This is a genomic window from Micromonospora sp. NPDC048170, from assembly GCF_040652795.1.
Classification (GTDB): domain Bacteria; phylum Actinomycetota; class Actinomycetes; order Mycobacteriales; family Micromonosporaceae; genus Micromonospora.
On the sequence record NZ_JBEZMR010000009.1, the window covers coordinates 193,575 to 214,837 of the forward strand.

Annotated in this window: 23 protein-coding genes and 1 pseudogene; 10 read left to right on the forward strand and 14 right to left on the reverse strand. The window is 72.8% G+C overall.

What is annotated here, in order from left to right:
- Window positions 1-42 precede the first annotated feature (42 nt).
- From AB0D32_RS15500 to AB0D32_RS15525, 6 genes and pseudogenes are all read right to left on the reverse strand, one after another.
- Complete coding sequence (locus AB0D32_RS15500) at window positions 43-900, reverse strand: lysophospholipid acyltransferase family protein (RefSeq protein ID WP_357090026.1); 858 nt, start codon at window positions 898-900, stop codon at window positions 43-45.
- 110 nt (window positions 901-1,010) lie between these two features.
- Window positions 1,011-2,084 (reverse strand): NAD-dependent epimerase/dehydratase family protein, encoded by a 1,074-nt coding sequence (locus AB0D32_RS15505; protein ID WP_357089952.1) that lies wholly within the window; start codon window positions 2,082-2,084, stop codon window positions 1,011-1,013.
- 120 nt (window positions 2,085-2,204) lie between these two features.
- Window positions 2,205-2,306 carry an AURKAIP1/COX24 domain-containing protein gene (locus tag AB0D32_RS15510; RefSeq protein ID WP_007465623.1) on the reverse strand — a complete coding sequence of 34 codons (102 nt, stop codon included), beginning with the start codon at window positions 2,304-2,306 and terminating at the stop codon, window positions 2,205-2,207.
- Between the two features lie 219 nt (window positions 2,307-2,525).
- On the reverse strand, window positions 2,526-2,735 hold the full coding sequence (locus tag AB0D32_RS15515) for a helix-turn-helix domain-containing protein (RefSeq protein WP_007465625.1): 210 nt from the start codon (window positions 2,733-2,735) through the stop codon (window positions 2,526-2,528).
- 289 nt (window positions 2,736-3,024) lie between these two features.
- Window positions 3,025-3,171: pseudogene (locus AB0D32_RS15520) on the reverse strand (ABC transporter ATP-binding protein); the annotation flags it as partial.
- A 108-nt stretch (window positions 3,172-3,279) separates the two neighbouring features.
- Window positions 3,280-4,200 (reverse strand): proline dehydrogenase family protein, encoded by a 921-nt coding sequence (locus tag AB0D32_RS15525; protein ID WP_357089955.1) that lies wholly within the window; start codon window positions 4,198-4,200, stop codon window positions 3,280-3,282.
- Window positions 4,201-4,330: 130 nt separating this feature from the next.
- Between AB0D32_RS15525 and AB0D32_RS15530 the strand changes: the two genes are divergently transcribed.
- Genes AB0D32_RS15530 through AB0D32_RS15540 form a run of 3 tightly spaced genes read left to right on the forward strand, consistent with a single transcriptional unit; the run spans window position 4,331 to window position 6,357 of the window.
- The gene (locus AB0D32_RS15530; RefSeq protein ID WP_357089958.1) at window positions 4,331-4,597 is read left to right on the forward strand and encodes a hypothetical protein; all 267 of its coding nucleotides are present in this window, start codon (window positions 4,331-4,333) and stop codon (window positions 4,595-4,597) included.
- Between the two features lies 1 nt (window position 4,598).
- Window positions 4,599-5,765, forward strand: coding sequence for a glutathionylspermidine synthase family protein (locus AB0D32_RS15535; protein WP_357089960.1), 1,167 nt, complete (start codon window positions 4,599-4,601; stop codon window positions 5,763-5,765).
- 19 nt (window positions 5,766-5,784) lie between these two features.
- Window positions 5,785-6,357, forward strand: a complete 573-nt coding sequence (locus AB0D32_RS15540) for a CGNR zinc finger domain-containing protein (RefSeq protein WP_357089963.1) — start codon at window positions 5,785-5,787, stop codon at window positions 6,355-6,357.
- 19 nt (window positions 6,358-6,376) lie between these two features.
- Here AB0D32_RS15540 and AB0D32_RS15545 read toward each other — a convergent pair whose 3' ends face one another.
- The gene (locus tag AB0D32_RS15545) at window positions 6,377-7,183 is read right to left on the reverse strand and encodes a sugar phosphate isomerase/epimerase (RefSeq protein WP_357089966.1); all 807 of its coding nucleotides are present in this window, start codon (window positions 7,181-7,183) and stop codon (window positions 6,377-6,379) included.
- 175 nt (window positions 7,184-7,358) lie between these two features.
- Window positions 7,359-8,303, reverse strand: a complete 945-nt coding sequence (locus AB0D32_RS15550) for a Ppx/GppA phosphatase family protein (RefSeq protein ID WP_357089969.1) — start codon at window positions 8,301-8,303, stop codon at window positions 7,359-7,361.
- 74 nt (window positions 8,304-8,377) lie between these two features.
- Here AB0D32_RS15550 and AB0D32_RS15555 point away from each other — a divergent pair, with 74 nt between their 5' ends.
- A complete protein-coding gene (locus tag AB0D32_RS15555; protein ID WP_357089972.1) occupies window positions 8,378-9,187 on the forward strand; it encodes a hypothetical protein in 810 nt (269 codons plus the stop codon).
- A gap of 58 nt (window positions 9,188-9,245) precedes the next feature.
- Here AB0D32_RS15555 and AB0D32_RS15560 read toward each other — a convergent pair whose 3' ends face one another.
- The gene (locus AB0D32_RS15560; protein WP_357089974.1) at window positions 9,246-9,929 is read right to left on the reverse strand and encodes a response regulator transcription factor; all 684 of its coding nucleotides are present in this window, start codon (window positions 9,927-9,929) and stop codon (window positions 9,246-9,248) included.
- A gap of 24 nt (window positions 9,930-9,953) precedes the next feature.
- Window positions 9,954-11,240 (reverse strand): ATP-binding protein, encoded by a 1,287-nt coding sequence (locus tag AB0D32_RS15565; protein WP_357089977.1) that lies wholly within the window; start codon window positions 11,238-11,240, stop codon window positions 9,954-9,956.
- Between the two features lie 199 nt (window positions 11,241-11,439).
- Between AB0D32_RS15565 and phoU the strand changes: the two genes are divergently transcribed.
- Window positions 11,440-12,093, forward strand: coding sequence for a phosphate signaling complex protein PhoU (phoU, locus tag AB0D32_RS15570; RefSeq protein WP_357089978.1), 654 nt, complete (start codon window positions 11,440-11,442; stop codon window positions 12,091-12,093).
- Between the two features lie 65 nt (window positions 12,094-12,158).
- Here the strand turns inward: phoU and AB0D32_RS15575 are convergent, their stop codons facing one another.
- Window positions 12,159-12,926, reverse strand: a complete 768-nt coding sequence (locus AB0D32_RS15575; protein ID WP_357089980.1) for a phosphoglyceromutase — start codon at window positions 12,924-12,926, stop codon at window positions 12,159-12,161.
- 150 nt (window positions 12,927-13,076) lie between these two features.
- On the opposite strand from AB0D32_RS15575, the gene AB0D32_RS15580 reads away from it, so the two are divergent.
- Both AB0D32_RS15580 and AB0D32_RS15585 read left to right on the forward strand, forming a co-directional pair.
- A complete protein-coding gene (locus tag AB0D32_RS15580) occupies window positions 13,077-14,474 on the forward strand; it encodes an MFS transporter (RefSeq protein ID WP_357089982.1) in 1,398 nt (465 codons plus the stop codon).
- An 83-nt stretch (window positions 14,475-14,557) separates the two neighbouring features.
- Entirely contained in the window at window positions 14,558-15,910 is a 1,353-nt protein-coding gene (locus AB0D32_RS15585) for an MFS transporter (protein ID WP_357089985.1), read from the forward strand.
- Window positions 15,911-16,327: 417 nt separating this feature from the next.
- On the opposite strand, the gene AB0D32_RS15590 is transcribed toward AB0D32_RS15585, so the two are convergent.
- The gene (locus AB0D32_RS15590) at window positions 16,328-17,176 is read right to left on the reverse strand and encodes a hypothetical protein (protein WP_357089988.1); all 849 of its coding nucleotides are present in this window, start codon (window positions 17,174-17,176) and stop codon (window positions 16,328-16,330) included.
- On the opposite strand from AB0D32_RS15590, the gene AB0D32_RS15595 reads away from it, so the two are divergent.
- Window positions 17,160-17,282: a hypothetical protein gene (locus AB0D32_RS15595; protein ID WP_357089991.1), complete on the forward strand. Its 123-nt coding sequence runs from the start codon at window positions 17,160-17,162 to the stop codon at window positions 17,280-17,282. The two genes, AB0D32_RS15590 and AB0D32_RS15595, sit on opposite strands and share 17 nt — an antisense overlap.
- A gap of 84 nt (window positions 17,283-17,366) precedes the next feature.
- Here AB0D32_RS15595 and AB0D32_RS15600 read toward each other — a convergent pair whose 3' ends face one another.
- Window positions 17,367-17,948 (reverse strand): YbjN domain-containing protein, encoded by a 582-nt coding sequence (locus AB0D32_RS15600; protein WP_357089994.1) that lies wholly within the window; start codon window positions 17,946-17,948, stop codon window positions 17,367-17,369.
- 61 nt (window positions 17,949-18,009) lie between these two features.
- Complete coding sequence (gene mshA, locus AB0D32_RS15605; RefSeq protein ID WP_357089996.1) at window positions 18,010-19,374, reverse strand: D-inositol-3-phosphate glycosyltransferase; 1,365 nt, start codon at window positions 19,372-19,374, stop codon at window positions 18,010-18,012.
- A gap of 182 nt (window positions 19,375-19,556) precedes the next feature.
- Between mshA and AB0D32_RS15610 the strand changes: the two genes are divergently transcribed.
- Together AB0D32_RS15610 and AB0D32_RS15615 are read left to right on the forward strand one after the other, a co-directional pair.
- Window positions 19,557-20,318, forward strand: a complete 762-nt coding sequence (locus AB0D32_RS15610) for an SDR family NAD(P)-dependent oxidoreductase (protein ID WP_357089999.1) — start codon at window positions 19,557-19,559, stop codon at window positions 20,316-20,318.
- Between the two features lie 22 nt (window positions 20,319-20,340).
- Window positions 20,341-21,141 (forward strand): class I SAM-dependent methyltransferase, encoded by an 801-nt coding sequence (locus tag AB0D32_RS15615; RefSeq protein WP_357090002.1) that lies wholly within the window; start codon window positions 20,341-20,343, stop codon window positions 21,139-21,141.
- Window positions 21,142-21,263: the final 122 nt, after the last annotated feature.

Below are 21,263 nucleotides of genomic sequence, written 5' to 3' on the forward strand. Positions count from 1 at the left end.
CCCCGCGTACTCGGCCAGCGCGGCGGCGAAGACCGGGAACGCCTAGGGGCCGAACGGATCCGGGCGCCGCTCCAGCAGCTCGTGCAGGGTCTGCTGGATGGTCTCCCGCACCTGGTCAGCAAGGTTGAACACGACCAGCGGGTCGTCGGCGGAGTCCGTCAGGTGCGCGGTGGGGATCGGCGGGCAGAACTCGATCAGCCACTTGCTCGGCAGCGGCACCATGCCGAGGGGCCCCAGCAGGGGGAAGGTCGGCGTGACCGGGAAGTAGGGCAGCTTGAGCAGCCGCGCCAGGGGCTTGATGTCGGCGAGCATCGGATAGGTCTCCTCGCCCCCGACGATGGCGACCGGCACGATCGGGGTGCCGGTGCGCAGCGCCGCCGAGACGAACCCACCCCGGCCGAAGCGTTGCAGCTTGTAGCGTTCGGAGTAGAGCTTGCCGATGCCCTTGAAGCCCTCGGGGAAGACGCCGACCAGATCGCCGTTGCCGAGCAACCGCTCGGCGTCCGGGTTGCAGGCGACCGTCCCGCCGGTCTTGCGGGCGAGCTCGGAGACCACCGGCATCCGGAAGACCAGGTCGGCGCCGAGCAGCCGCAGGTAGCGGTGGGCCGGGTGCTGGTCGTGCAGGGCGGCCGAGAGGATCAGCGCGTCCAGCGCCACGGTGCCGGAGTGGTTGCCGACCACCAGGCCGGCCCCCTCGGCGGGCACGTGCTCCAGGCCGGTCACCTCGGTGCGGAACCAGTCCCGGTAGAGCATCCGCAGCAGCGGGTGGAAGACCGCCTCGGTGATCTCGGGATCGAAGCCGAACTCGTCGACCTCGTAGTCGCCGGAGAGCCGACGGCGCAGGAACGCCAGGCCCTTGGCGACCCTACGGTCCCAGTGGTCGCCGGGTCGGTCCGGCACCGCCGGCCCGGCCGGGGTGTGGCGCCCGTTCGCCCGCGCGGGCTCCGCGTCCGGCGGGGTCACGGTCAGCGGTACGTCGTAGCGGCTGTCGCGCCGCTCCTCCGGCCCACTCACGAGTTCTCCCGCACGGCCGCCCGGACCTGCCGGATCCCGTCCAGCACGAGCTGCTCCGCGACGGCCAACTGGTCCCGGCCCACCACGATTCCGCCGTGGTGGGCGCGGATGAAGTCGTCGAAGGCGGCGGCGGTGGAGCGGGGCGTGAAGGCGTACTCCCGCTCCAGCCGGCTGGTGTCGACGACCCGGCCGTGCACGAAGAGGTCGACCTGGTCCAGGCCGTAGCGGCCGAAGCCGAGGTTGCGGGCGATCGCGGCGGCGCTGGAGAGGCCGGGCTCCAGCACCGGCACGGCGACCCGGCCGGCCCGGCGGATCGCCTGCGACAACGAGAGCACACCGGGGCCGGCCACGTTGTACGTCCCCGGATGGTCCTCGACGATCGACCGGTGCAGCACCTCCAGCGCGTCGTCGAAGTGCAGGAACTGCAACCGGGGGTCCCGCCCGAACACGGTGGGCACCACCGGTCGCGAGAAGTAGCGGGTGAGCGTGGTGTCGGCGGTCGAGCCGATGAACGGCGCGAAGCGCAGCACGGTCGCCGTGACGTCGGGCCGGCGGCGGCGGAAGCCTCGGACGTACCCCTCGATGTCGAGGATGTCGCGGCCGAATCCCCCGCGCGGCACCTCGCGCGGCTCGGTCTCCTCGGTGAAGACGGCCGGGTCCCGGAACGACGCCCCGTACGCGGCCGTCGAGGAACGGACCACGAGCTTGCGCAGGCGGGGGGCGCGCTGACAGGCGGCGAGGAGCTGCATCGTGCCGATGACGTTCTGGTCCTTCATCGCCGAGCGGCCGCCGTGCTGCGGATCGGGCGCGGTGACCAGGGCCAGGTGGACCACCGCGTCGACGTCGAGGTCGGCGAGGAGGCCGCCGAGCGAGCCGGCGTCGACACGGACGCGCTCGACCCGGTCGAGCAGGTCGGTGAGCTCGGCGCCGGACTCCGGCTGGTCCACACCGATGACCCGCTCGATGCGCGGGTCGGCGGCGAGCCGGGCGGCGACGTGCGCGCCGAGGTAGCGGCTGACCCCGGTGACGACGACGACCCCCGGGGCACCTGGGGTGCCACCGGGGGTCATGACGCGCACCTCCCCCGGCAGGCGGGATCGAGCCGGGACATCCGCGGCGTGATCACCAGGTCCTCCGAGGGTCGACAGTTGGCAAGTGACGACGGGAGCCGGGTCGGAACCCGGCCCCGGTCACTTGCCGAGACGGCGACGCTGGACGCGGGTCTTGCGCAGCAGCTTGCGGTGCTTCTTCTTAGCCATGCGCTTGCGGCGCTTCTTGACCACCGAGCCCATACGAAAGCCTTTCGATGCAACGTGCGGGGCGACCGGATGACGCCACGATCCTGTGGCGCCGGCGACCGCTTGCGGACAGTGGACCGGGCCAGCGGGGTATGCGGCGGGGCGCATCTGCGGTCACGGTCGGGGTCCAGGGTAGCCGGAGAGCGTCAGCAGGACCAACGCGACCCCGTCGGTGCCCGTTACGTCGCACTCGACGGGCGGCCCGTAGGCGGGTCAGGCGGTCTCCTGAAAGGCGCCGCGCAGGTATTCGTGCACCGCGTGTTCGGGTACTCGGAACGACCGGCCGACCCGGACCGCGGTGAGCTCACCGCTGTGCACCAGGCGATAGACCGTCATCTTCGACACCCGCATGACCGTCGCCACCTCGGCGACGGTCAGGAACTTGACCTCCGACAGCCGACCGTCGGACTGCGACCCGGCCATGGCTCACCGACCAATCCCATGCCCGGCGCGTGCCACCGGACGGGTTCGTCCCGCCCGGGCCGGCGACGCGCGTGTTACCAGTACGGTAGCGGGGCGGCTGTGACCGGCGCGATCCCTTCGTACAACCGATCATAATTCGCGCCGGTGTCCACTCGACCGGTTACGTCGGTGCCGAACCTGTTGCGCCCGGCGTCCGGTCGGTCCCCGCCCGGTCCACGCTGTTCCGCGACGCGCTGAACGCAGCCCGCGGGCCCCGCGATGATCGGGCCGGACGCCTGCCGCGCGGAAGGCGCCCGGTGGCTCCGGTGGCGCCACCGGAGCCACCGGGCGGGTGCCCCGGACCGCTTCCGGACGCGGACCGGGGCTCCGCGCTGGGAGCGGGCACCAGTGTCTCAGGTCGCCCGGCACCGCCCGACAGCGGTCGATCATGACCACCCCAACCGCCCGCGATCTTGCACTTTGCGCCCACAAGATACGAGGAGTGACCGTTTTGCCGGGGCAGAAAGTGCAAGATCGCGGGGTGGGGGCGAGTGGGGAGGGTGGCTTACTTCTTCGAGACCACGGCTCGGCCGAAGAACATCAGGTTGGCCGGGCGCTCGGCGAGCCGCCGCATGAGGTAGCCGTACCAGTCCTCGCCGTACGGCAGGTAGGTCCGCACGGTGTAGCCCTCGCCGACCAGCCGGGCCTGCTCCTCCGGGCGGATGCCGTACAGCATCTGGAACTCGAACCGCTCGGGGCCGCGGTCGAACCAGCGGGCCCGGTCCTCGCCGATGGCGATCAGGCGGGGGTCGTGGGTGGCCAGCATCGGGTAGCCGTCGCCGGACATCAGGATGTTCAGGCAGCGCACGTAGGACTTGTCCACCTCACGCGCGGACTGGTAGGCCACCGACTCCGGCTCCTTGTACGCGCCCTTGCACAGCCGCACCCGGGAACCCGCCGTGGCCAGCTCGCGGCAGTCCGACTCCGTCCGCCGCAGGTACGCCTGGAGCACCGCGCCGGTCGACGGGTGGTCCTTGCGCAGCTTGGCGAGGATGTCCAGCGTCGAGTCGGTGGTGGTGTGGTCCTCCATGTCCAGGGTGACCGTGGTGCCCGCCTGCTCGGCGGCGGCGCAGATCGCCCGCGCGTTGTCGTAGGCGAGCTGCTCGTCGAACAGCTGGCCGAGCGCCGACAGCTTGACGCTCACCTCGGCGGCCGGCGTGAGCCCCGCGCCGGAGAGCAGCCTCAGCAGCCGCACGTACTCGTCGCGGGTGGCGGTCGCCTGATCGGGGGTGACGGTGTCCTCGCCGAGGTTGTCGAGGGTGACCGCGAGACCGTCGTCGACGAGTTCGCGGGTCGCGCGCAACGCGTCGTCGGCCTTGGCGCCGGCGACGAACCGGCGGACGAGGTCCCGGGTGAACGGGGCCGTCGCGACGAGCCGCTCGACCTGGGGGGACCGGGAGGCGGCGAGGATGACGGTACGGAGCATGGACTGAGCGTAACGCCCGCCGGTGGCCCCGTGCGGGGCAGCGGGCGAGCCTCGGCCACCAGGTCCCAACCGCATCACAGGCACCGGCCGAGGGCGGACGGCGGTGGCCCCGATCGGCTACAACGATGACGTGGAACAACGCCCCCGCCGCCGGCTCCGGTCGGCCTCCGTGCAGCTCGGCGCGCTCACCGTCCTCGCGCTCACCATCTCCGGCTGCAACACGACCTCGGACGACGACGATGACTGCGCCCTCGGCCCGGTGGGCGGCGGCGGCACGGTGGCCGTGGCGCTACAGGCGCCCGCGGCGGCCATCGGGCGCACCGCGCCGGAGCCGACCACCGCGGCCGTGCCCGACCGGGGCGGCTTCGGCACCCACCTCGCGGCCTGCGGCGGCTGAGGTGCGCCGGGAGTCGGTCACCCCCCGCCCCGACTGGGACGCCACCATCCGCTCGCAGGGCCTGGTGTACGTCGACACCGAACTGCCCGACGGCGGCATCATGTCGTACTGGGACGAGACCGCCGCATACGCGTTCGAGCTGGACGAGGTGCTGCGGCTGGAGGAGGCGACCGAGGAGCTGCACCGGATGTCGGTCGCCGCCGCCGAACACGTCGTCGCGCGACGCCGCCACGCCGAGTTCGGCATCCCGGACTGGGCGGCCGAGGCCGTGGCCCGGTCGCTGCGCGAGGAGCCGCCCACCCTCTACGGGCGCTTCGACCTCGCCTACGACGGCAGTTGGCCGCCGAAGCTGCTGGAGTACAACGCCGACACCCCCACCGCGCTGGTCGAGGCGAGCATCATCCAGTGGTACTGGCTGGAGCAGACCCGGCCGGAGCTGGACCAGTGGAACAGCCTGCACGAACGCCTCGTCGGCGCCTGGGCGAAGATCGGGGCGGGGCTGCACGACCGCCGGGTGCACGTGCTCTGGTCGAACGAGGAGGAGTCCGGCGAGGACCACATGACCGCCGGCTACCTCGCCGAGACCGCCCGCCAGGCCGGGCTGGAGGTCACGCTCCAGCCGATCCAGCAGCTCGGCTGGGACGGCCGGCGCTTCGTCGACGCGGCCGACCAGCCGGTGACCACCTGCTTCAAGCTCTATCCCTGGGAGTGGATGCTCGCCGAGCCGTACGGGCCGCTGGCGCTGGAGCCGGGCACCCCGACGACCTGGATCGAGCCGGCCTGGAAGCTGCTGCTGTCGAACAAGGCGCTGCTCGCCGTGCTCTGGGAGCTGTATCCCGGCCACGAGCTGCTGCTGCCGGCGTACCTCGACTCCCCGCGCGGGATGACGGAGTACGTGGCCAAGCCGCTGCTCGGCCGGGAGGGCGGTTCGGTGCGGATCGTCACCGGCGACACCGAGATCACCAACCCGGGGATCTACGGCGACGAGGGCTGGTGCTACCAGGAGTTCCGGGCGCTGCCGGAATTCGCCGGCAACCGGATGGTGCTGGGCAGCTGGATCGTCGACGGCGAATCGGCTGGTGTGGGGGTGCGGGAGAGCGCGAGCCTCATCACCGACGGCTACGCGCGGTTCCTGCCGCACTACATCGACGCACCACGGGTCCCCTGAGTCGTCTACGGTTGTGAGCGTGAACTTCGACGCGTACGCCCGGACCGGCGTTGACCTCGTCAACGCCCGCCTGGACGACCTCGACGACCTGCGGGCCCTCTTCCCCGAAGAAAACGCGTGGATGCGCGACGAGGTGGCGGAGCGGGACCTGGCGACCTTCCGGCGGGCGCAGAAGCGACTGCGCGACGTCTTCGAGTACGGCACCTCCGGGCGGGACGCCCAGGCGGTGACCGAGCTCAACTCGATGCTGGAGGTGTTCCCGGTGCAGCCCCGCATCTCCGGGCACGACTCCAGCGACTGGCACATGCACGTGACCAGCCGGGGCGCCTCGGTGAGCGCCGAATACCTGGCCGGCGCGGTCTGGGGGCTGTCGGTCTGGCTCTGCGAGTACGGCAGTGCCCGGTTCGGGGTGTGTGCCGACGAGCGCTGCGGCAACGTCTACCTGGACACCTCGTCCAACTGCTGCCGGCGGTTCTGCTCGGAACGCTGCGCCACCCGCTCGCACGTGGCCGCCCACCGGGCACGCAAGCGCGCGGCCATCGGCGAGCAGGCCGGCGTGCCCACCAAGGAGTCGCTGAGCACGGTCGTCTGACGCCCGGCCCGGTCGGCGCTCAGGCGTCGACCGGGGACGGGGTGCCGAGGTGCTGGCGGGCGAACGCCAGCGCCTCCCGCAGGTCGTCCTCCCGCACGGCACGGCTCTTCGCGCCCCGGGTGGTGACCTCCACGGCGACCGAGCCGGTGAAACCGCGCCCGGCCAGCGAGGAGAGCAGCTGGCCGCAGGGCTGGTTGCCGCGCCCCGGCACCAGGTGCTCGTCGCGGCCCTCGCCGGTGCCGTCACCGAGGTGCACGTGGGACAGGTTGGCGCCCATCCGGTCGGCCATCGCCATCGCGTCGGTGTGCGAGGCGGCGCAGTGCGACAGGTCGAGCGTGTAGGAGGCGTACCCCGTCTCGGTCGGGTCCCAGCCCGGGACGTAGGGCACGAACTGCCGCCCCGCCATCCGGACCGGGTACATGTTCTCCACCGGGAAGCTCAGGTCCGGGTACTCGGCGGCGATCGTGGCGAGCCCGTCGGCGAAGTTGCGCGCGTAGTCGCGTTGCCAGGTGAACGGCGGGTGCACCACCACGGTGGGCGCCCCGAGCGTCGCCGCCAGCTCCGCCGACCGGCGCAGCCGCTCCCACGGGTCGGGGCTCCACACCCGCTGCGTGACGAGCAGGCAGGGCGCGTGGACGGAGAGCACCGGCACGCCGTAGTGCTCGGCGAGCCCGCGCAGCGCACCGGCGTCCTGGCTGACGGCGTCCGTCCAGACCATGACCTCGACGCCGTCGTAGCCGAGCGAGGCGGCCAGCTGGAACGCCGCCGCCGTCCGCTCAGGGAAGACCGAGGACGTGGACAGGAGCACCGGGACGCGGGAAGTCACACCATCGAGGGTAGCCGGGATCGATCGACACCCCGTGACGAGATGCCGCAAACCGCCCAGATCACGCTGGACCGCCATTCGTTCGCGACTGCGGGGCTCGCAAGCTCACTCCTCGCACTCACACCGGACCGCCATTCGTTCGCGACTGCGGGGCTCGCAAGCTCACTCCTCGCACTCACACCGGACCGAGCTGGTCCAGCCGACGCAGGATCACGCCCTCGCGCAGTGCCCAGGGACAGATGTCCAGGGCGTCCACGTCCAGCTGGCGCAGCACCGCCTCGGCGACGACCGCCCCGGCCAGCAGCTGGTGGGACCGGCCGGCGCTGACCCCCTCCAACTCCACGAGCTGAGCCGGCGGGATGTGCCGGATGAAGCCGAGCACCTGCCGCAACCCGGCGCGGGTGAGCCGGCGGGGCGTCCACAGGCCCGCGCCGGAGGGTGCCGCCCCGGCCAGCCGGGCCAGGGTCCGGAACGTCTTCGAGGTGGCCACCGGTCGGTCCCAGCCCACCGCGGTCACCTGCGCGACCATCGGTTCCAGCAGCCCGTCGACGTACGCCCGCAGCTCGTCGACCGCCCCGACCGGCGGCGGCGCCGCGCTGTCGGGGTCCACCCCTAGCCGGTCCCGGGTGAGCCGGCCGGCGCCGAGCGGCAGGGACACCGCGACGGTCGGGTCCTCGTCGATGCCGGCCGCGATCTCCAGCGAACCGCCGCCGATGTCCAGCACCAGCAGCCGGCCCGCCGACCAGCCGAACCAGCGCCGCACGGCGAGGAAGGTCAGCCGCGCCTCCTCCGCACCCGGCAGCACCGCCAGGCGTACGCCGGTCTCGTCGTGGACCCGGGCCAGCACCTCGGCGGCGTTGGTGGCGTCGCGGACGGCGGAGGTGGCGAACGCGATCAGGTCGTCGACGCCCAGCCCCACGGCCGCCGCCTGGGCCATGCCGACCGCCTTGACCAGGCCGCCCGCGCCGGCCTCGGTCAGCGCGCCGTCCGGACCGAGCTGCTCGGCCAGCCGCAGCACGACCTTCTCCGAGTGCGCCGGCCAGGGGTGCGCCCCGTGGTGAGCGTCGACCACCAGCAGGTGCACGGTGTTGGAACCGACGTCGAGGACACCCAGTCGCATGCTGAAGACACTAGGGCCACCCGGTTTGCGCGGCTCGGCGGACCGGCGGGGGCACCGCGCGTACGCTGGGCCGGGTGACAGGCCAGATCGAACTCCGCGTGCTGGTGGACGACCCGGACGACCCGCGCAGCCGTGAGGTGCCCCTGGACTTCCCCCGGGAGTGGATCGAGTTCACCGACCCGGCGGACGACAACCACCTCGTCCGGGCCGACCTGACGTGGCTGCTGTCCCGGTGGACGTGCATCTTCGGCCGGGGCTGCCACGGCATCGTCGCCGGCCGGGCCGCCGACGGCTGCTGCTCGCACGGCGCGTTCTTCACCGACTCGGAGGACGAGCAGCGGGTCCGGGCCGCGGTCAAGCGGCTGAGCCCCGAGACGTGGCAGCACTTCCGGCGCGGGTTCAAGAACTGGACCGACGACGACACCATCGACGGCAAGAACTCCGCCCGCCGCACCGCCACCCAGGAGGCGGACGGGCCGTGCGTCTTCCTCAACGACGCCGACTTCCCGGCCGGCGCCGGCTGCGCCCTGCACGCCCAGGCGCTGCGCGACGGGGTGCACCCGCTGGAATACAAGCCGGACGTCTGCTGGCAGCTGCCGATCCGCCGCGACCAGGAGTGGGTCAAGCGGCCGGACAACACGAAGGTGCTGGTCTCCACGCTGGCCGAGTTCGACCGGCGGGGCTGGGGCGCCGGCGGGCACGACCTGGACTGGTGGTGCACCTCCTCCACCGACGCGCACGTCGGCGCCGAACCGATGTACGTCTCCTACGGTCCGGAGCTGACCGCGCTCATCGGCGCCCCCGCGTACGCGAAGCTGGCCGAGGTCTGCACGGCACGCGGCCGGCAGGGCATGGTCGCCCCGCACCCCGCCGACGGCGCCTGAGAGAAACCGACGACGAAGGGGCCCGCGCGCGGCGCGGGCCCCTTCGTGCGTACGCCGATCAGGGTTCGAACTTGTAGCCCAGACCCCGGACGGTGACGATGAAGCGCGGCGACGACGGTTCCGGCTCGACCTTGGAGCGCAGTCGCTTGACGTGCACGTCGAGGGTCTTGGTGTCGCCGACGTAGTCGGCCCCCCAGACCCGGTCGATGAGCTGCCCCCGGGTGAGCACCCGGCCGGCGTTGCGCAGCAGCAGCTCCAGCAGCTCGAACTCCTTGAGCGGAAGCTGGACGGGGGCGCCGGCGACGGTCACCACGTGCCGCTCGATGTCCATCCGGACCGGCCCGGCGCTCAGCGTCGGCCCACCGGACTCGGCGGCCTCGGCGCTCTGCCGCCGCAGCACCGCCCGGATCCGGGCGACGAGTTCCCGGGGCGAGTACGGCTTGGTCACGTAGTCGTCGGCGCCGATCTCCAGGCCGACCACCTTGTCGATCTCACTGTCCCTGGCGGTGACCATGATGATCGGCACGTGCGAGCGCTGCCGGAGCTGCCGGCACACCTCGGTACCGGACATCTCGGGCAGCATCAGGTCGAGCAGCACGATGTCGGCACCGGCCCGGTCGAACTCGGTGAGGGCGGCGGGTCCGGTCGAGGCGACGGACACCTCGAAACCCTCCTTGCGGAGCATGTACGACAGGGCGTCGGAGAACGACTCCTCGTCTTCGACCACCAGAACGCGGCTCAACGGGGACTTCCTTTCCATGTGCTGTCAGACCTGCCGGAGCTCGGCCGGACCGGCCTCGATCCCGGCGGAGGGCGGTGTCGCCGGGACCTCGTCCGGGGGACGGGTGGGGAGCCGGAGCGTGAACGTCGACCCCCCACCAAGAGTGCTCGACACCTCGACCCGTCCGCCATGGTTACCGGCGATGTGTTTCACGATGGCCAACCCCAGGCCGGTGCCGCCGGTCGACCGGGACCGGGCCTGGTCGGCCCGGTAGAACCGCTCGAAGATCCGGTCGACGTCGGTCGGGGCGATCCCGATGCCCTGGTCGGCGACGGAGATCTCCACGTGTTCGTCCGTGGCGCGGGCGGTGATCCGGACGGTGGTGTCCTCGCCCGAGTAGTTGACGGCGTTCTCCACCAGGTTGGCCACGGCGGTGGCGAGCTGGGTGTCGCTGCCGTGGACGGTCAGGCCCCGTTCGGCGTCGACGGCCACCTCGATCCGGCGGGCGGCGGCGGAGGTGCGCGTCCGGTCGATGACCTCGGCGATCACCCAGTCGAGCGCGACCGGTTCCGGGGGCGGCTGCGGCTCGGCGCCCTGGAGGCGGGTCAGCTCCAGCAGCTCCTGCACCAGGCGGCCCAGCCGGGTCGACTCGTGCTGGATGCGCTCGGCGAACCGCCGGGCGGCGACGAGGTCCTCGGAGAGGTCGGGCGCGCTCGCCCCGGCCGGCTCGGTGGCGTCCAGCAGCGCCTCGGCGAGGAGTTGGAGGGCCCCGATCGGGGTCTTGAGCTCGTGGCTGACGTTGGCCACGAAGTCGCGGCGGACGCGGGCCAGCCGGTGCGACTCGGTCACGTCGGACGCCTCGACGGCGATGAAGCCCGCCCCGATCCCCATCGCCCTCAGGTGCACCCCGAGCGGGTTGACCCCGGCGTTGTCGCGGCCCCGTGGCAGGTCCAGCTCGATTTCGCGCCGTCCGCCGGTGCGCCGGACCTGCCCGGCGAGCGTACGGAGCAGCGGGTGGGGGTCGATCGACCCCGGGGTGGCGCCGGTGCGGAGCAGCCCCATCGCGCGGGCGGCGGGGTTGACCAGGACGGGCAGGTCGTCGGGGTCGAGCACGACCACGCCGGCCCGGAGCGAGTCGATGGCCCGGCGGCCGATCCCGGACTGCGGATCCTCGGCTATCGGGAGCCTCCCCCAGGTGTTGGGGAAGCCGGATCGGCCTCCCGTCCGCGTGGCGCGCCCGCCGAGCGCCGGGACGAGCCGGGGCAGCAGCACCCCGGCGATCAGCCCGACCGCCAGCCCCACGGCCACCGAGACCGTCACCGCCCATTCCACCCGGCGATCGTAGGGTCATTGTTAACGCGGCAATCCATATAAATGGGATGAATCACCTTCACTTCGGGGAAAGTTCACTCCCGGGTCCGGCGTCGTTCACCGAGGTTCACCTCCGGTCCTCCCGCCCGACCTACCGTGGGCGGCACACCTGCTTCCCGCCGACCCCCGGGCCGGCGACCACCGACCACAGGACGTGACAATGCGCGACGAGTTCCGGGCTGACCTGCAGATCGTCAGCCAACTGCTGGTGGACATGGCGGAAGGGGTCCGGGCCGCGATGCGGCAGGCCACCCACGCCCTGCTCACCGCGGACCGCCGGGCGGCCGAGACGGTGATCGAGCGGGACGCCGAGATCGACGACCTCTACCGGCACGTCGAGGAGCGGGTCTGCGACCTGCTCGCCCGGCAGGCCCCGGTCGCCTCAGACCTGCGCGCGATGATCACCGCGCTGCACGTCGCGGCCGACCTGGAGCGGATGGGCGACCTGGCCGAGCACGTCGCCAAGACGGCCCTGCGCCGGCATCCGTCGCCCGCCGTGCCTGCGGAACTGCGGCCGACCTTCACCGAAATGGCCGCCGCCGCCGACCGGATGGCCGTCAAGATCGGCTCGGTGCTCGCCAGGCCCGACGCCGACGTCGCCGCCGAACTCGACGGTGACGACGACGCCATGGACGACCTGCACCGGAGCCTGTTCGGGTTGCTGCTCGGCGACGACTGGCCGTACGGGGTGGAGACCGCCATCGACGCCACCCTGCTCGGCCGCTTCTACGAGCGCTTCGCCGACCACGCCGTCAACGCCGGCGAGCACGTGGTCTACCTGATCACCGGCGAAACCACTCCCACCGCCAGCTGAGGTGTAAGGAAGGGTCCCTTCCCAAGCGCTATGCGTTGGGAAGGGACCCTTCCTTACACCTGATGTCAGCGGCCCTGGTTGGCCACCGCTGCGGCGGCGGCCTTGGCGGCGGCCGGGTCCAGGTACGTGCCGCCCAGGGTCAGCGGACGCAACTGCGGGTCCAGGTCGTAGCGCAGCGGGATGCCGGTGGGGATGTTGAGCTTGGCGATCGCCTCGTCGGAGATCTGGTCCAGGTGCTTGACCAGGGCGCGCAACGAGTTGCCGTGCGCGGCCACCAGCACCGTACGGCCAGCCAGGACGTCCGGCACGATCGAGTCGTACCAGTACGGCAGCATCCGCTCGACGACGTCCTTGAGGCACTCGGTGCGCGGCATCAGCTCGCTCGGCAGCAGCGCGTAACGCGGGTCGCCGACCTGCGAGAACTCGTCGTCGTCGGCGATCGGCGGCGGCGGGGTGTCGTACGAGCGGCGCCAGAGCATGAACTGCTCCTCGCCGTACTCCTCCAGGGTCTGCTTCTTGTTCTTGCCCTGCAGGGCGCCGTAGTGCCGCTCGTTGAGGCGCCACGACCGGCGCGTGGCGATCCAGTGCCGGTCGGCGGCGTTGAGCGCCAGCTCGGCGGTGCGGATCGCGCGGCGCATCACGCTCGTGTGCACCACGTCCGGCAGCAGGCCGTGCTCGCGCATCAGCTCGCCGCCGCGGCGCGCCTCGTTCTCGCCCTTCTCGGTCAGGTCGACGTCGACCCAGCCGGTGAAGAGGTTCTTGGCGTTCCAGTCACTCTCGCCGTGCCGCAGCAGGACCAGCGTCCCGACGGTGGGCCCCTCGCTAGCAGTCATGCCGATCATCCTGCCGCACGCCGTCGACCGACGCGCGGGCAGTGGTCGTGACGACCACCACGTGGAAAATGCGCTGCCCCGACATTGGGCCGGACACTAGGTTGTAAGGCGCAATAACCATGGCGGTCATTACGGGGCGGGGGCGCCGACGTGCGGACGATGCAGGGCTGGTTCCGGGACACCACCGGCGGCCTGCCGGTCACCTTCTGGTACCTGTGGGCCGGCACGCTGATCAACCGGCTCGGCTCGTTCGTCCTGGTCTTCCTGGCCATCTACCTGACCCAGGAGCGCGGCTTCTCCCCGTCCCAGGCGGGGCTGGTGCTCGGCATGTGGGGCGTCGGCGGCGCGGTCGGCACCACCGTCGGCGGTACGCTCTGCGACCGCTGGGGCCGCCGGCCCACGCTGCTCACCGCGCACCTCGGCGCGGCCGCCATGATGCTCGCCCTCGGCTTCGCCCGGGAGCTGTGGGCCGTGGCGCTCGGCGCCCTGCTGCTCGGCATGTTCGCCGAGGCGGCCCGGCCCGCGTTCGGGGCGATGGTGATCGACGTGGTGCCGGAGAAGGACCGGCTGCGCGCCTTCTCGCTGAACTACTGGGCGATCAACCTCGGCTTCGCCAGCGCGGCGCTCCTCGCCGGGCTCGCGGCCGAGGCCGGCTACCTGCTGCTCTTCGTGGTCGACGCGACCACCACCGTGATCACCGCGCTGATCATCTTCGCCAAGGTCGGCGAGACCCGGCGGGCCCCCGCCGGCGTCGGCGTGGGCGTCGTCGTCCAGAAGGGCGCCGGCGCTCCGGTCGGGGCACTGCGCACGATCCTGCGCGACCGGGTCTACCTCGGCTTCGTGACGATCAACCTGTTCGCCGCGCTGATCTTCCTCCAGCACATCTCGATGCTGCCGATCGCGATGGGAGACTCCGGCCTCAGCCCCGCCACCTACGGCTCGGTGATCGCGCTCAACGGGGTGCTGATCGTGGTCGGCCAGCTCTTCGTACCGCGGCTGATCAGGGGCCGGAGCCGGTCGCACGTGCTCGCCCTGGCCTCGGTGGTGATGGGCGTCGGGTTCGGGCTCACCGCCTTCGCCGACGCGGCCTGGTTCTACGGCCTGACCGTGCTGATCTGGACGGTCGGCGAGATGCTCAACTCGCCGTCCAACGCCACCCTGATCGCAGAACTCTCCCCCGCCGAACTGCGCGGCCGTTACCAGGGTGTCTTCTCGCTCTCCTGGCAGGGTGCCGCCGCAGTGGCGCCGGTCCTCGGCGGCCTGGTCCGGGAGCAGGCCGGCAACGCCCAGCTCTGGCTCGGCTGCGCCGTCATCGGCGGGTTGATGGCGCTCGCCCACCTGATCTCCGGCCCGACCCGGGAGCGGCGGGCGGCCACCCTGCGGGCGGCCACCGGTCCCGTCGTGCCCGTGGTGGCTATCCAGCCGCCCGCCCCGCAGGCGGCCGAGGCGGCGGCGACGGCTCCCGCCGAACCGTCGGCGCCCGCCCGAGGCGTCGACCTGCCGGCCGGGGGCCAGGAGCGGGCGGCGGAGCCCACCGGAGCGCGGTGACCAGCGACACCCTGGCGCGGCAGCCCTCGGCTTCCTACGGTCTAGGGCGGTTCGATTAGGAAACAAAACTGTCGGGAGGACGGGTGCGGGCCCTGCGCCGCTGGCTGGACGACACCGCGGGCGGGCTCCCCGCCACCTTCTGGTACCTCTGGGCCGGCCTGTTGATCAATCGCGCCGGCGCCTTCGCGATGCTCTTCCTGTCGCTCTACCTGACCGACGCACGGGGCGCGAGCGAGGCGCTCACCGGGGCGGTCGTCGGGGCGTACGGGCTGGGCGGGGCAGCCGGCGTACTGCTCGGCGGGGTGCTGGCCGACCGGTGGGGACGGCGGTCCACCCTGCTCGCCGCCCACCTGGCCACCGCCGGGTTGATGGTCGGGCTGGCCTTCAGCCGGCACCTGGTGATGATCGCGGCGCTCGCCGCCCTGGTCGGGGTGGCCCACTCGATGCCCAGCCCCGCCTTCGTGGCGGCGATCGTCGACGTGGTGCCCGAACGGCGTCGCTCCCGGGCCTTCAATCTCCAGTTCTGGGCGTTCAACCTGGGCATGGCCATGGCCTCGCTGCTGGCCGGCGTGCTCGCCGAGGCGAGCTTCGTCGCGCTCTTCCTGGTCGACGCCGCCGCCACCCTGCTCGCGGCGGCCGTCATCGCGTGGAAGGTCCCGGAGACGCTTCCCCGCCGCCACGCCTCCCGCGCGCCGATCTTGGACACTTCCCGTTCGGGCCGGACGGAAAATATCCAAGATCTTCGGCCGGGTCCGGTCGACGGCGGAGCGGTGACGCTGCGACGGGCGGGGCGGCAGCGGCAGCCGGGGCTGCACACCGCGCTGACCGACCGCACCTTCCTCACCTTCGTGGGCCTGACCTTCGTGCTGGCCGTCCTGACCATGCAGACGTCGACGATCATGCCTCTGGCGATGCGGTCGGACGGCCTGCGGCCGTCGGCGTACGGCGCGGTGGTGGCGCTCGGCGGGGTGCTGATCGTGCTCGGGCAGCTCTTCGTGCCGCGGCTGATCGAGCGGCACCGTAAGGACCGCGTCCTGGCCGTCTCGACCGCGCTGCTGGCGCTCGGCTTCGCCACCCTCGCGTTCGCCGACGACGTGGCGGTCTACCTGGCTGCGGCGGTCGTCTGGACCGTCGGGCAGATGCTCGCCGCGCCGCCCAACGCGCAGATCAACGCCGACCTCGCCCCACTCGAACTGAGGGCCCGCTACCAGTCGGTGTTCTACCTGGCGTTCCCGGCGGCGTCGTTCGTGGCGCCCACCCTCGGTGGAGTGAGCCTCCAGTACCTCGGAGACTGGCACTGGCTGATCGTCGGAGGGCTGGGGCTGCTGGCCGCCGGCTGCCACCTGCTGGCCGGCCCGCCCCGCGAACGCCGCGTCGCCGCCCTCCGCCAGCTCTCCACCCCCCTCCCACCCCCGACCCCCACCCCCGTGCGTTGACCGCGAGGTTGGCGGCGCGGGGCGCGGTGTCGGGGTGCGGGAACAGCAGAACGCCCATCGCGACTCGTGATCGCGATGGGCGTTCGCACCGTATGACCGGCGGCGGCGGGCAAGGCCCACCCCCGTAGGCGTCGTCCGCTCACGCCGCCGGTCCAAACAGGTGGCCACCGTCCCCCAACGGTGTTGTTCCACCCGTCCCCTGCGCCTCGCCCGGTGCACGGATCTGATCGATCCACCGCTCCCCCGAACGGTTCCGAGCGTGGCGCGGTGCAATAAAGTTAGTTCGCCCGGGATTACGAAGACAACCTGGATCGGCTGTCTCGCCGGTCACAGCCCCGGTGTCCCACCGGCTGCCGCCCGTCTCGGGCCTCGGTCATCGCCAACAGGGCATACCCGTCGACCATTCCCCCAAACACGTCAGGCATCCTCACGATCGGGCGATTCCGTACGAAAGAAGTTGCTCTGCCGGCCGTTGCGAAGCTGCTCCTGGTAGATCAGGTTCAGCTTCCGCCCGTCGAAGGTGCGGAACCACTCGTCCCACGTGATCTCGCGCACCCGGCTGCTCTCCCGGTAACCCGGCATGTTGAAGGTGAGCACGCCGGCCCGGCCCGCCCGCTCGGTGCCCGCGATCGTCGCCGGCTTGGCGCCGCGCTCCCGTGCCCAGCGCTGGATCACGTCGTGGTTCGTGGTCACCAGGCTGCGGCCGGGGCGCTCCGGCCGGTCGGCCGTGGACGAGATGAGCTGCGAGGAACGCACCGACCGGGTGGTGCTCCGCCCGGTCCGGATCCCGGTCGCCGTACCGCCGCCGGTCGTGCCCGCCCGCGCCGACGCGGACGTACGGGCCGCACTGGGCTTCCGGGCCGCCGCTGTCGGCGCGGACGTACCGGCCGCGGTGGACTTTCGCGCCGCAGACGTCGCCTTCTTCGCCGGGGCCGCCTTCGCGGCGGCCTTCTTCGCCGGGGCCTTCTTCGCCGCCGGGGCCCTCTTCGCCGCCGTCTTCTTCGCGGGGGCGGACTTGTTCGCCGCCTTTGCCCGGCCCGGAGCGGCCCGGCCCGCCGCCTTCTTCGTCGCGGCGGCCCGCCCGGCCGACGCCCGCGTTCCCGCCGCCCGGCCGGCGGGCCCGGTGCTGCGGCGCGCGGCGCCACCCGAGGGACGCTCCGCACGCAGGGTCTTCGCCAGCGTCTTCACCAGTTCGGGCTTGCGCAGGGCGGAGATGCCCGCGACCCCGCGCCGGCGGAGCTGCCCCCGGATGTCGTCCGCCCTCATCCGGGAGATCTCGGACTCGGAGATGGTCGGGGTGTTCGGGGTCTGGTTCCCCGCCTGCCGCTTCGTCCTGGTCGCAGTCCCGCCGCGACCTGAGCTGTTCCGCTGAGCCATGGGACGCTCACGCTCCTCGACAGTTGGTCCTCGGCGCGCGGCGGATCCCAGTGCCGCACCGCGCGGTGCGGCATACCCGTCAGGACCGGTCCGAACCTCCGAGCGGGGCACCCGTGCCCGAGACGTCTGCGCCGGCACCCGGCTCCCCGGCCGGCCCGGCGGCACCCGAAGAGGGCTCGAAGAGGTGCGCGAACGCCGCGAGGTTGGCGGTGGACTCGCCCCGCTTGACCCGCCACTCCCACTCCCGGCGGATCGAGCTGCCGAAGCCGATCTCCAGCATCGTGTCGAAGGACTCGTCGGCGTACGTCAGCACCGCGCCAAGCAGCCGGTCCAGCTCGTCGGCGTCGATCCCGGCAGGGTTGACGCGACCGGTCAGGTAGACGTCGCCGACGGTGTCGACGGAGAACGACACCCCGTACATGCGGGCGTTGCGCTGCAACAGCCAGGCCCACAGTTCCTCGCGCCGCTCGTCGGGCTGGCGCATCACGAACGCCTCGATCCGCAGCGCGTGTTCCCCGACGATCAGGTTGCAGATCGTCTTCAGCTTGTGGGTGCCCGGCAGCGTGACCGCGTACGAGCCCGGGCCGGTCGACTCCCAGGCCAGCTCCCGCTCGGCGCAGACCGACTCGATCAGGGCCGCAAGATCGCTCTTCCCGCTCATCGGATCCACTCTACGGCCGCCACCACCCCGGCACCGGGCGACGGCGGCCGGCGCGGAACGGTCACCAGGAGCAGGACATCGCCGGGCCGCAGGCCAGCTCGGAGGCGAGCCGGGCCCGGTGCGCGTTCATCGCCTCGCCGTACACGGTGAGCAGCCCGGAGGCGGTCCGGTGCCAGGAGAAGTTGCGGGCGTGCCGGGCGGCGCCTCGGCCAAGCTCGGCGCGGCGGAGCCGGTCGGGCAGCAGGCGTCCGAGCGTACGGGCCCAGTCGACCGGGTCGTGGCCGTCGACCAGCACGCCGCTGGCCTGGTCCCGCACCGCGGTCACCAGGCCGCCGACGGCGGCGGCCACCACCGGCGTACCGCATGCCTGTGCCTCCAGCGCGACCAGGCCGAAGGACTCGTTGTACGACGGCACCGCGACCAGGTCCGCGGCCCGGTACAGGGCAGGCAGGTCGTCACCGGTCTGCGGGGGCAGGAAACGCACCCGGTCGGCGACGCCGAGCGTGGCGGCCAGCTCCATCAGGGCGGTCGGCCGGTCGAGCCCGCTGCCGCTGGGGCCCCCGCAGATCACCACGGTCACCTCGTCGGCGAGCAGCGGGTCGCGCTCGCGGAGCGCGGCCACCGCGCGGATGAGCACGTCCGGGGCCTTCAGCGGCTGGATGCGGCCGACGAAGGCCACCACGTGACCGGTGGCGGGCAGCCCCAGCCGGCGGCGGGCGTCGGCCACGACCCGATCGCGGTCCCCGGTGGCCGGGCGGAACCGGTCCAGGTCCACGCCGGGCTCGACCACCGCGACCCGGGCCGGATCGGCGTCGTACCGGTCGATCAGGTCGCGCGCCTCGACCGCCGTGTTCGCGACCAGCCGGTCGGCCTCGGCGACCACCTGTTCCTCGCCGATGACGCGGGCCTTCGGCTCGGGCCGGTCCCCGGCGGCGAGCTGGGCGTTCTTGACCTTCGCCAGGGTGTGCGCGGTGTGCACCAGCGGCACCCCCCAGCGCTCCTTGGCCAGCCAGCCGACCTGCCCCGACAGCCAGTAGTGGGAGTGGATCAGGTCGTAGTGACCCGGTGGCCGGGACGCCTCGGCGCGCAGCACGCCAGCGGTGAAGGCGCAGAGCTGCCCCGGCAGCTCCTCCTTGGTGAGCCCCTCCAGAGGGCCGGAGGTGACGTGCCGGACGTGCACACCGGGGGCCGTCTCGACCACCGGGGGCAGGTCGCCGGACGTGGCCCGGGTGAAGATCTCCACCTCGACGTCCGCCTCGGCCAGCCGCCGGGCGACCTCCAGGATGTAGACGTTCATGCCGCCGGCGTCGCCGGTGCCCGGCTGGTGCAGGGGTGAGGTGTGCACCGAGAGCGTCGCGATCCGCCGGGGGCGGGGCCACGGGCGCGCACCGCGCTGACGACCCACACCGGTGTGCAACTCCGCCACGTCCGCTCCCTTTGTCACGGTTGATGCCGTCCGCACGCCCGGCGCTTTTCGGACAACGTCCTCGGCGGGTGTCATCTTCCCCATCGGGCACCGGTAATGCTCCGAAACGACCCCCGGGCGTGACGGACCTCATCACCGCGCCCGCCGGCACCCGCCCCCGCCGCCCGGGAGAGAATGGCCGGATGACCTCTGTCGCTGTCGTCACCGGAGCGTCGAGCGGAATCGGGGCGGCCACCGCCCGCCGGCTCGCCGCCGAGGGATTCCACGTGCTCGCCGCCGCGCGGCGTACCGACCGGTTGGCCGCCCTGGTGGCCGAGATCGAGGCGGCGGGGGGCGCGGCCACCGCCGTGGCCTGCGACGTCACCTCCGACGAGTCGGTGGCCGGCCTGGCCCAGGCGGCGACGGCCCTAGGGCCGGTCACCCTCCTGGTCAACAACGCCGGCGGCGCGCGCGGCCTGGACCCGGTCGAGTCCGGATCGGTCGACGACTGGCAGTGGATGTACGACGTCAACGTACTCGGCACGCTGCGCGTCACCCAGGCGCTGCTGCCCGCCCTGGAGGCGTCCGGAGCCGCCACCATCGTGGTCGTCTCCTCGACCGCCGGCTTCACCGTTTACGAGGGCGGAGGCGGCTACGTGGCCGCGAAGCACGCGCAGACGGCGATCGCCGGCACGCTGCGGCTGGAACTCTGCGGCCGGCCGATACGCGTCATCGAGATCGACCCCGGCATGGTCAGGACCGACGAGTTCGGGCTGGTCCGCTTCGGCGGGGACGCCGAGAAGGCGGCGGCCGTCTACGCCGGGGTCGCCGAGCCGCTGGTCGCCGAGGACGTCGCCGACTGCGTCGCCTGGTGCGCGACCCGCCCGCAGCACGTCAACGTGGACCGCCTCGTCGTACGCCCACGGGCCCAGGCCGCCCAGCACAAGGTGCACCGGGTCGGCTGAGCCGGCCGGACGGTCGCGGACGATGGCGGGCACGGGGCGGCACCGGCCGCTCGGCGTGGTGACCCGGGGCACGACGAACCCCAACCGGCTCCGCCGGGTCGACAACTGGATCGTCGAGACCTGCGGGGAGGCGCTGCGCGCGGCGGCCGACCCGCTGGTGGTGGACCTCGGCTACGGCGCCAGCCCCGTGACCGCCGTCGAGCTGCGCGCCCGGCTGGCCACCGCCGTCCGCGCCGACGTGCGGGTCGTCGGGCTGGAGATCGATCCGGTACGCGTCGCCGCCGCCCAGCCGTCCGCCGACCCGCCCCGGCTCACCTTCGCCCGGGGCGGGTTCGAGCTGGCCGGGCTACGCCCCGCCCTCGTCCGCGCCTTCAACGTCCTGCGCCAGTACGACGAGCGCGACGTCGCCGACGCCTGGCGCACGATGACCGCCGGGCTGGCGCCGGGCGGGCTGCTCGTCGAGGGCACCTGCGACGAGTTGGGGCGGCTCGGCGGCTGGCTGCTGATCGACGCCGACGGCCCCCGTACGCTCACCCTGGCCGCGAAGCTCACCACCCTGGGCACCCCGGCGGAACTGGCCGAACGGCTACCCAAGGCGTTGATCCACCGCAACGTTCCCGGCGAGCGGATCCACGACCTGATCCGCGCACTCGACGACGCCTGGCACGTTGCCGCCAGCTACGCCCCGTACGGTCCCCGCCAACGCTGGCTACGCGCGGTGGCGGCCGTCCGCGAGGCGGGCTGGCCGATCATCGACGGCCCCCGCCGCTGGCGCCACGGCGAACTGACCCTCCCCTGGCCCCACATCTCCCCCACCCCCTGACCACCCCGCCCACCACCACCCGGCAATCCCCGCGGCCCGCGCCACGCAGCCCGCCGCTCGTCGCTCGTCGCCCGTCGCCCGTCGCCCGTCGCCCGTCGCCCGTCGCCCGCGATCTTGCACTT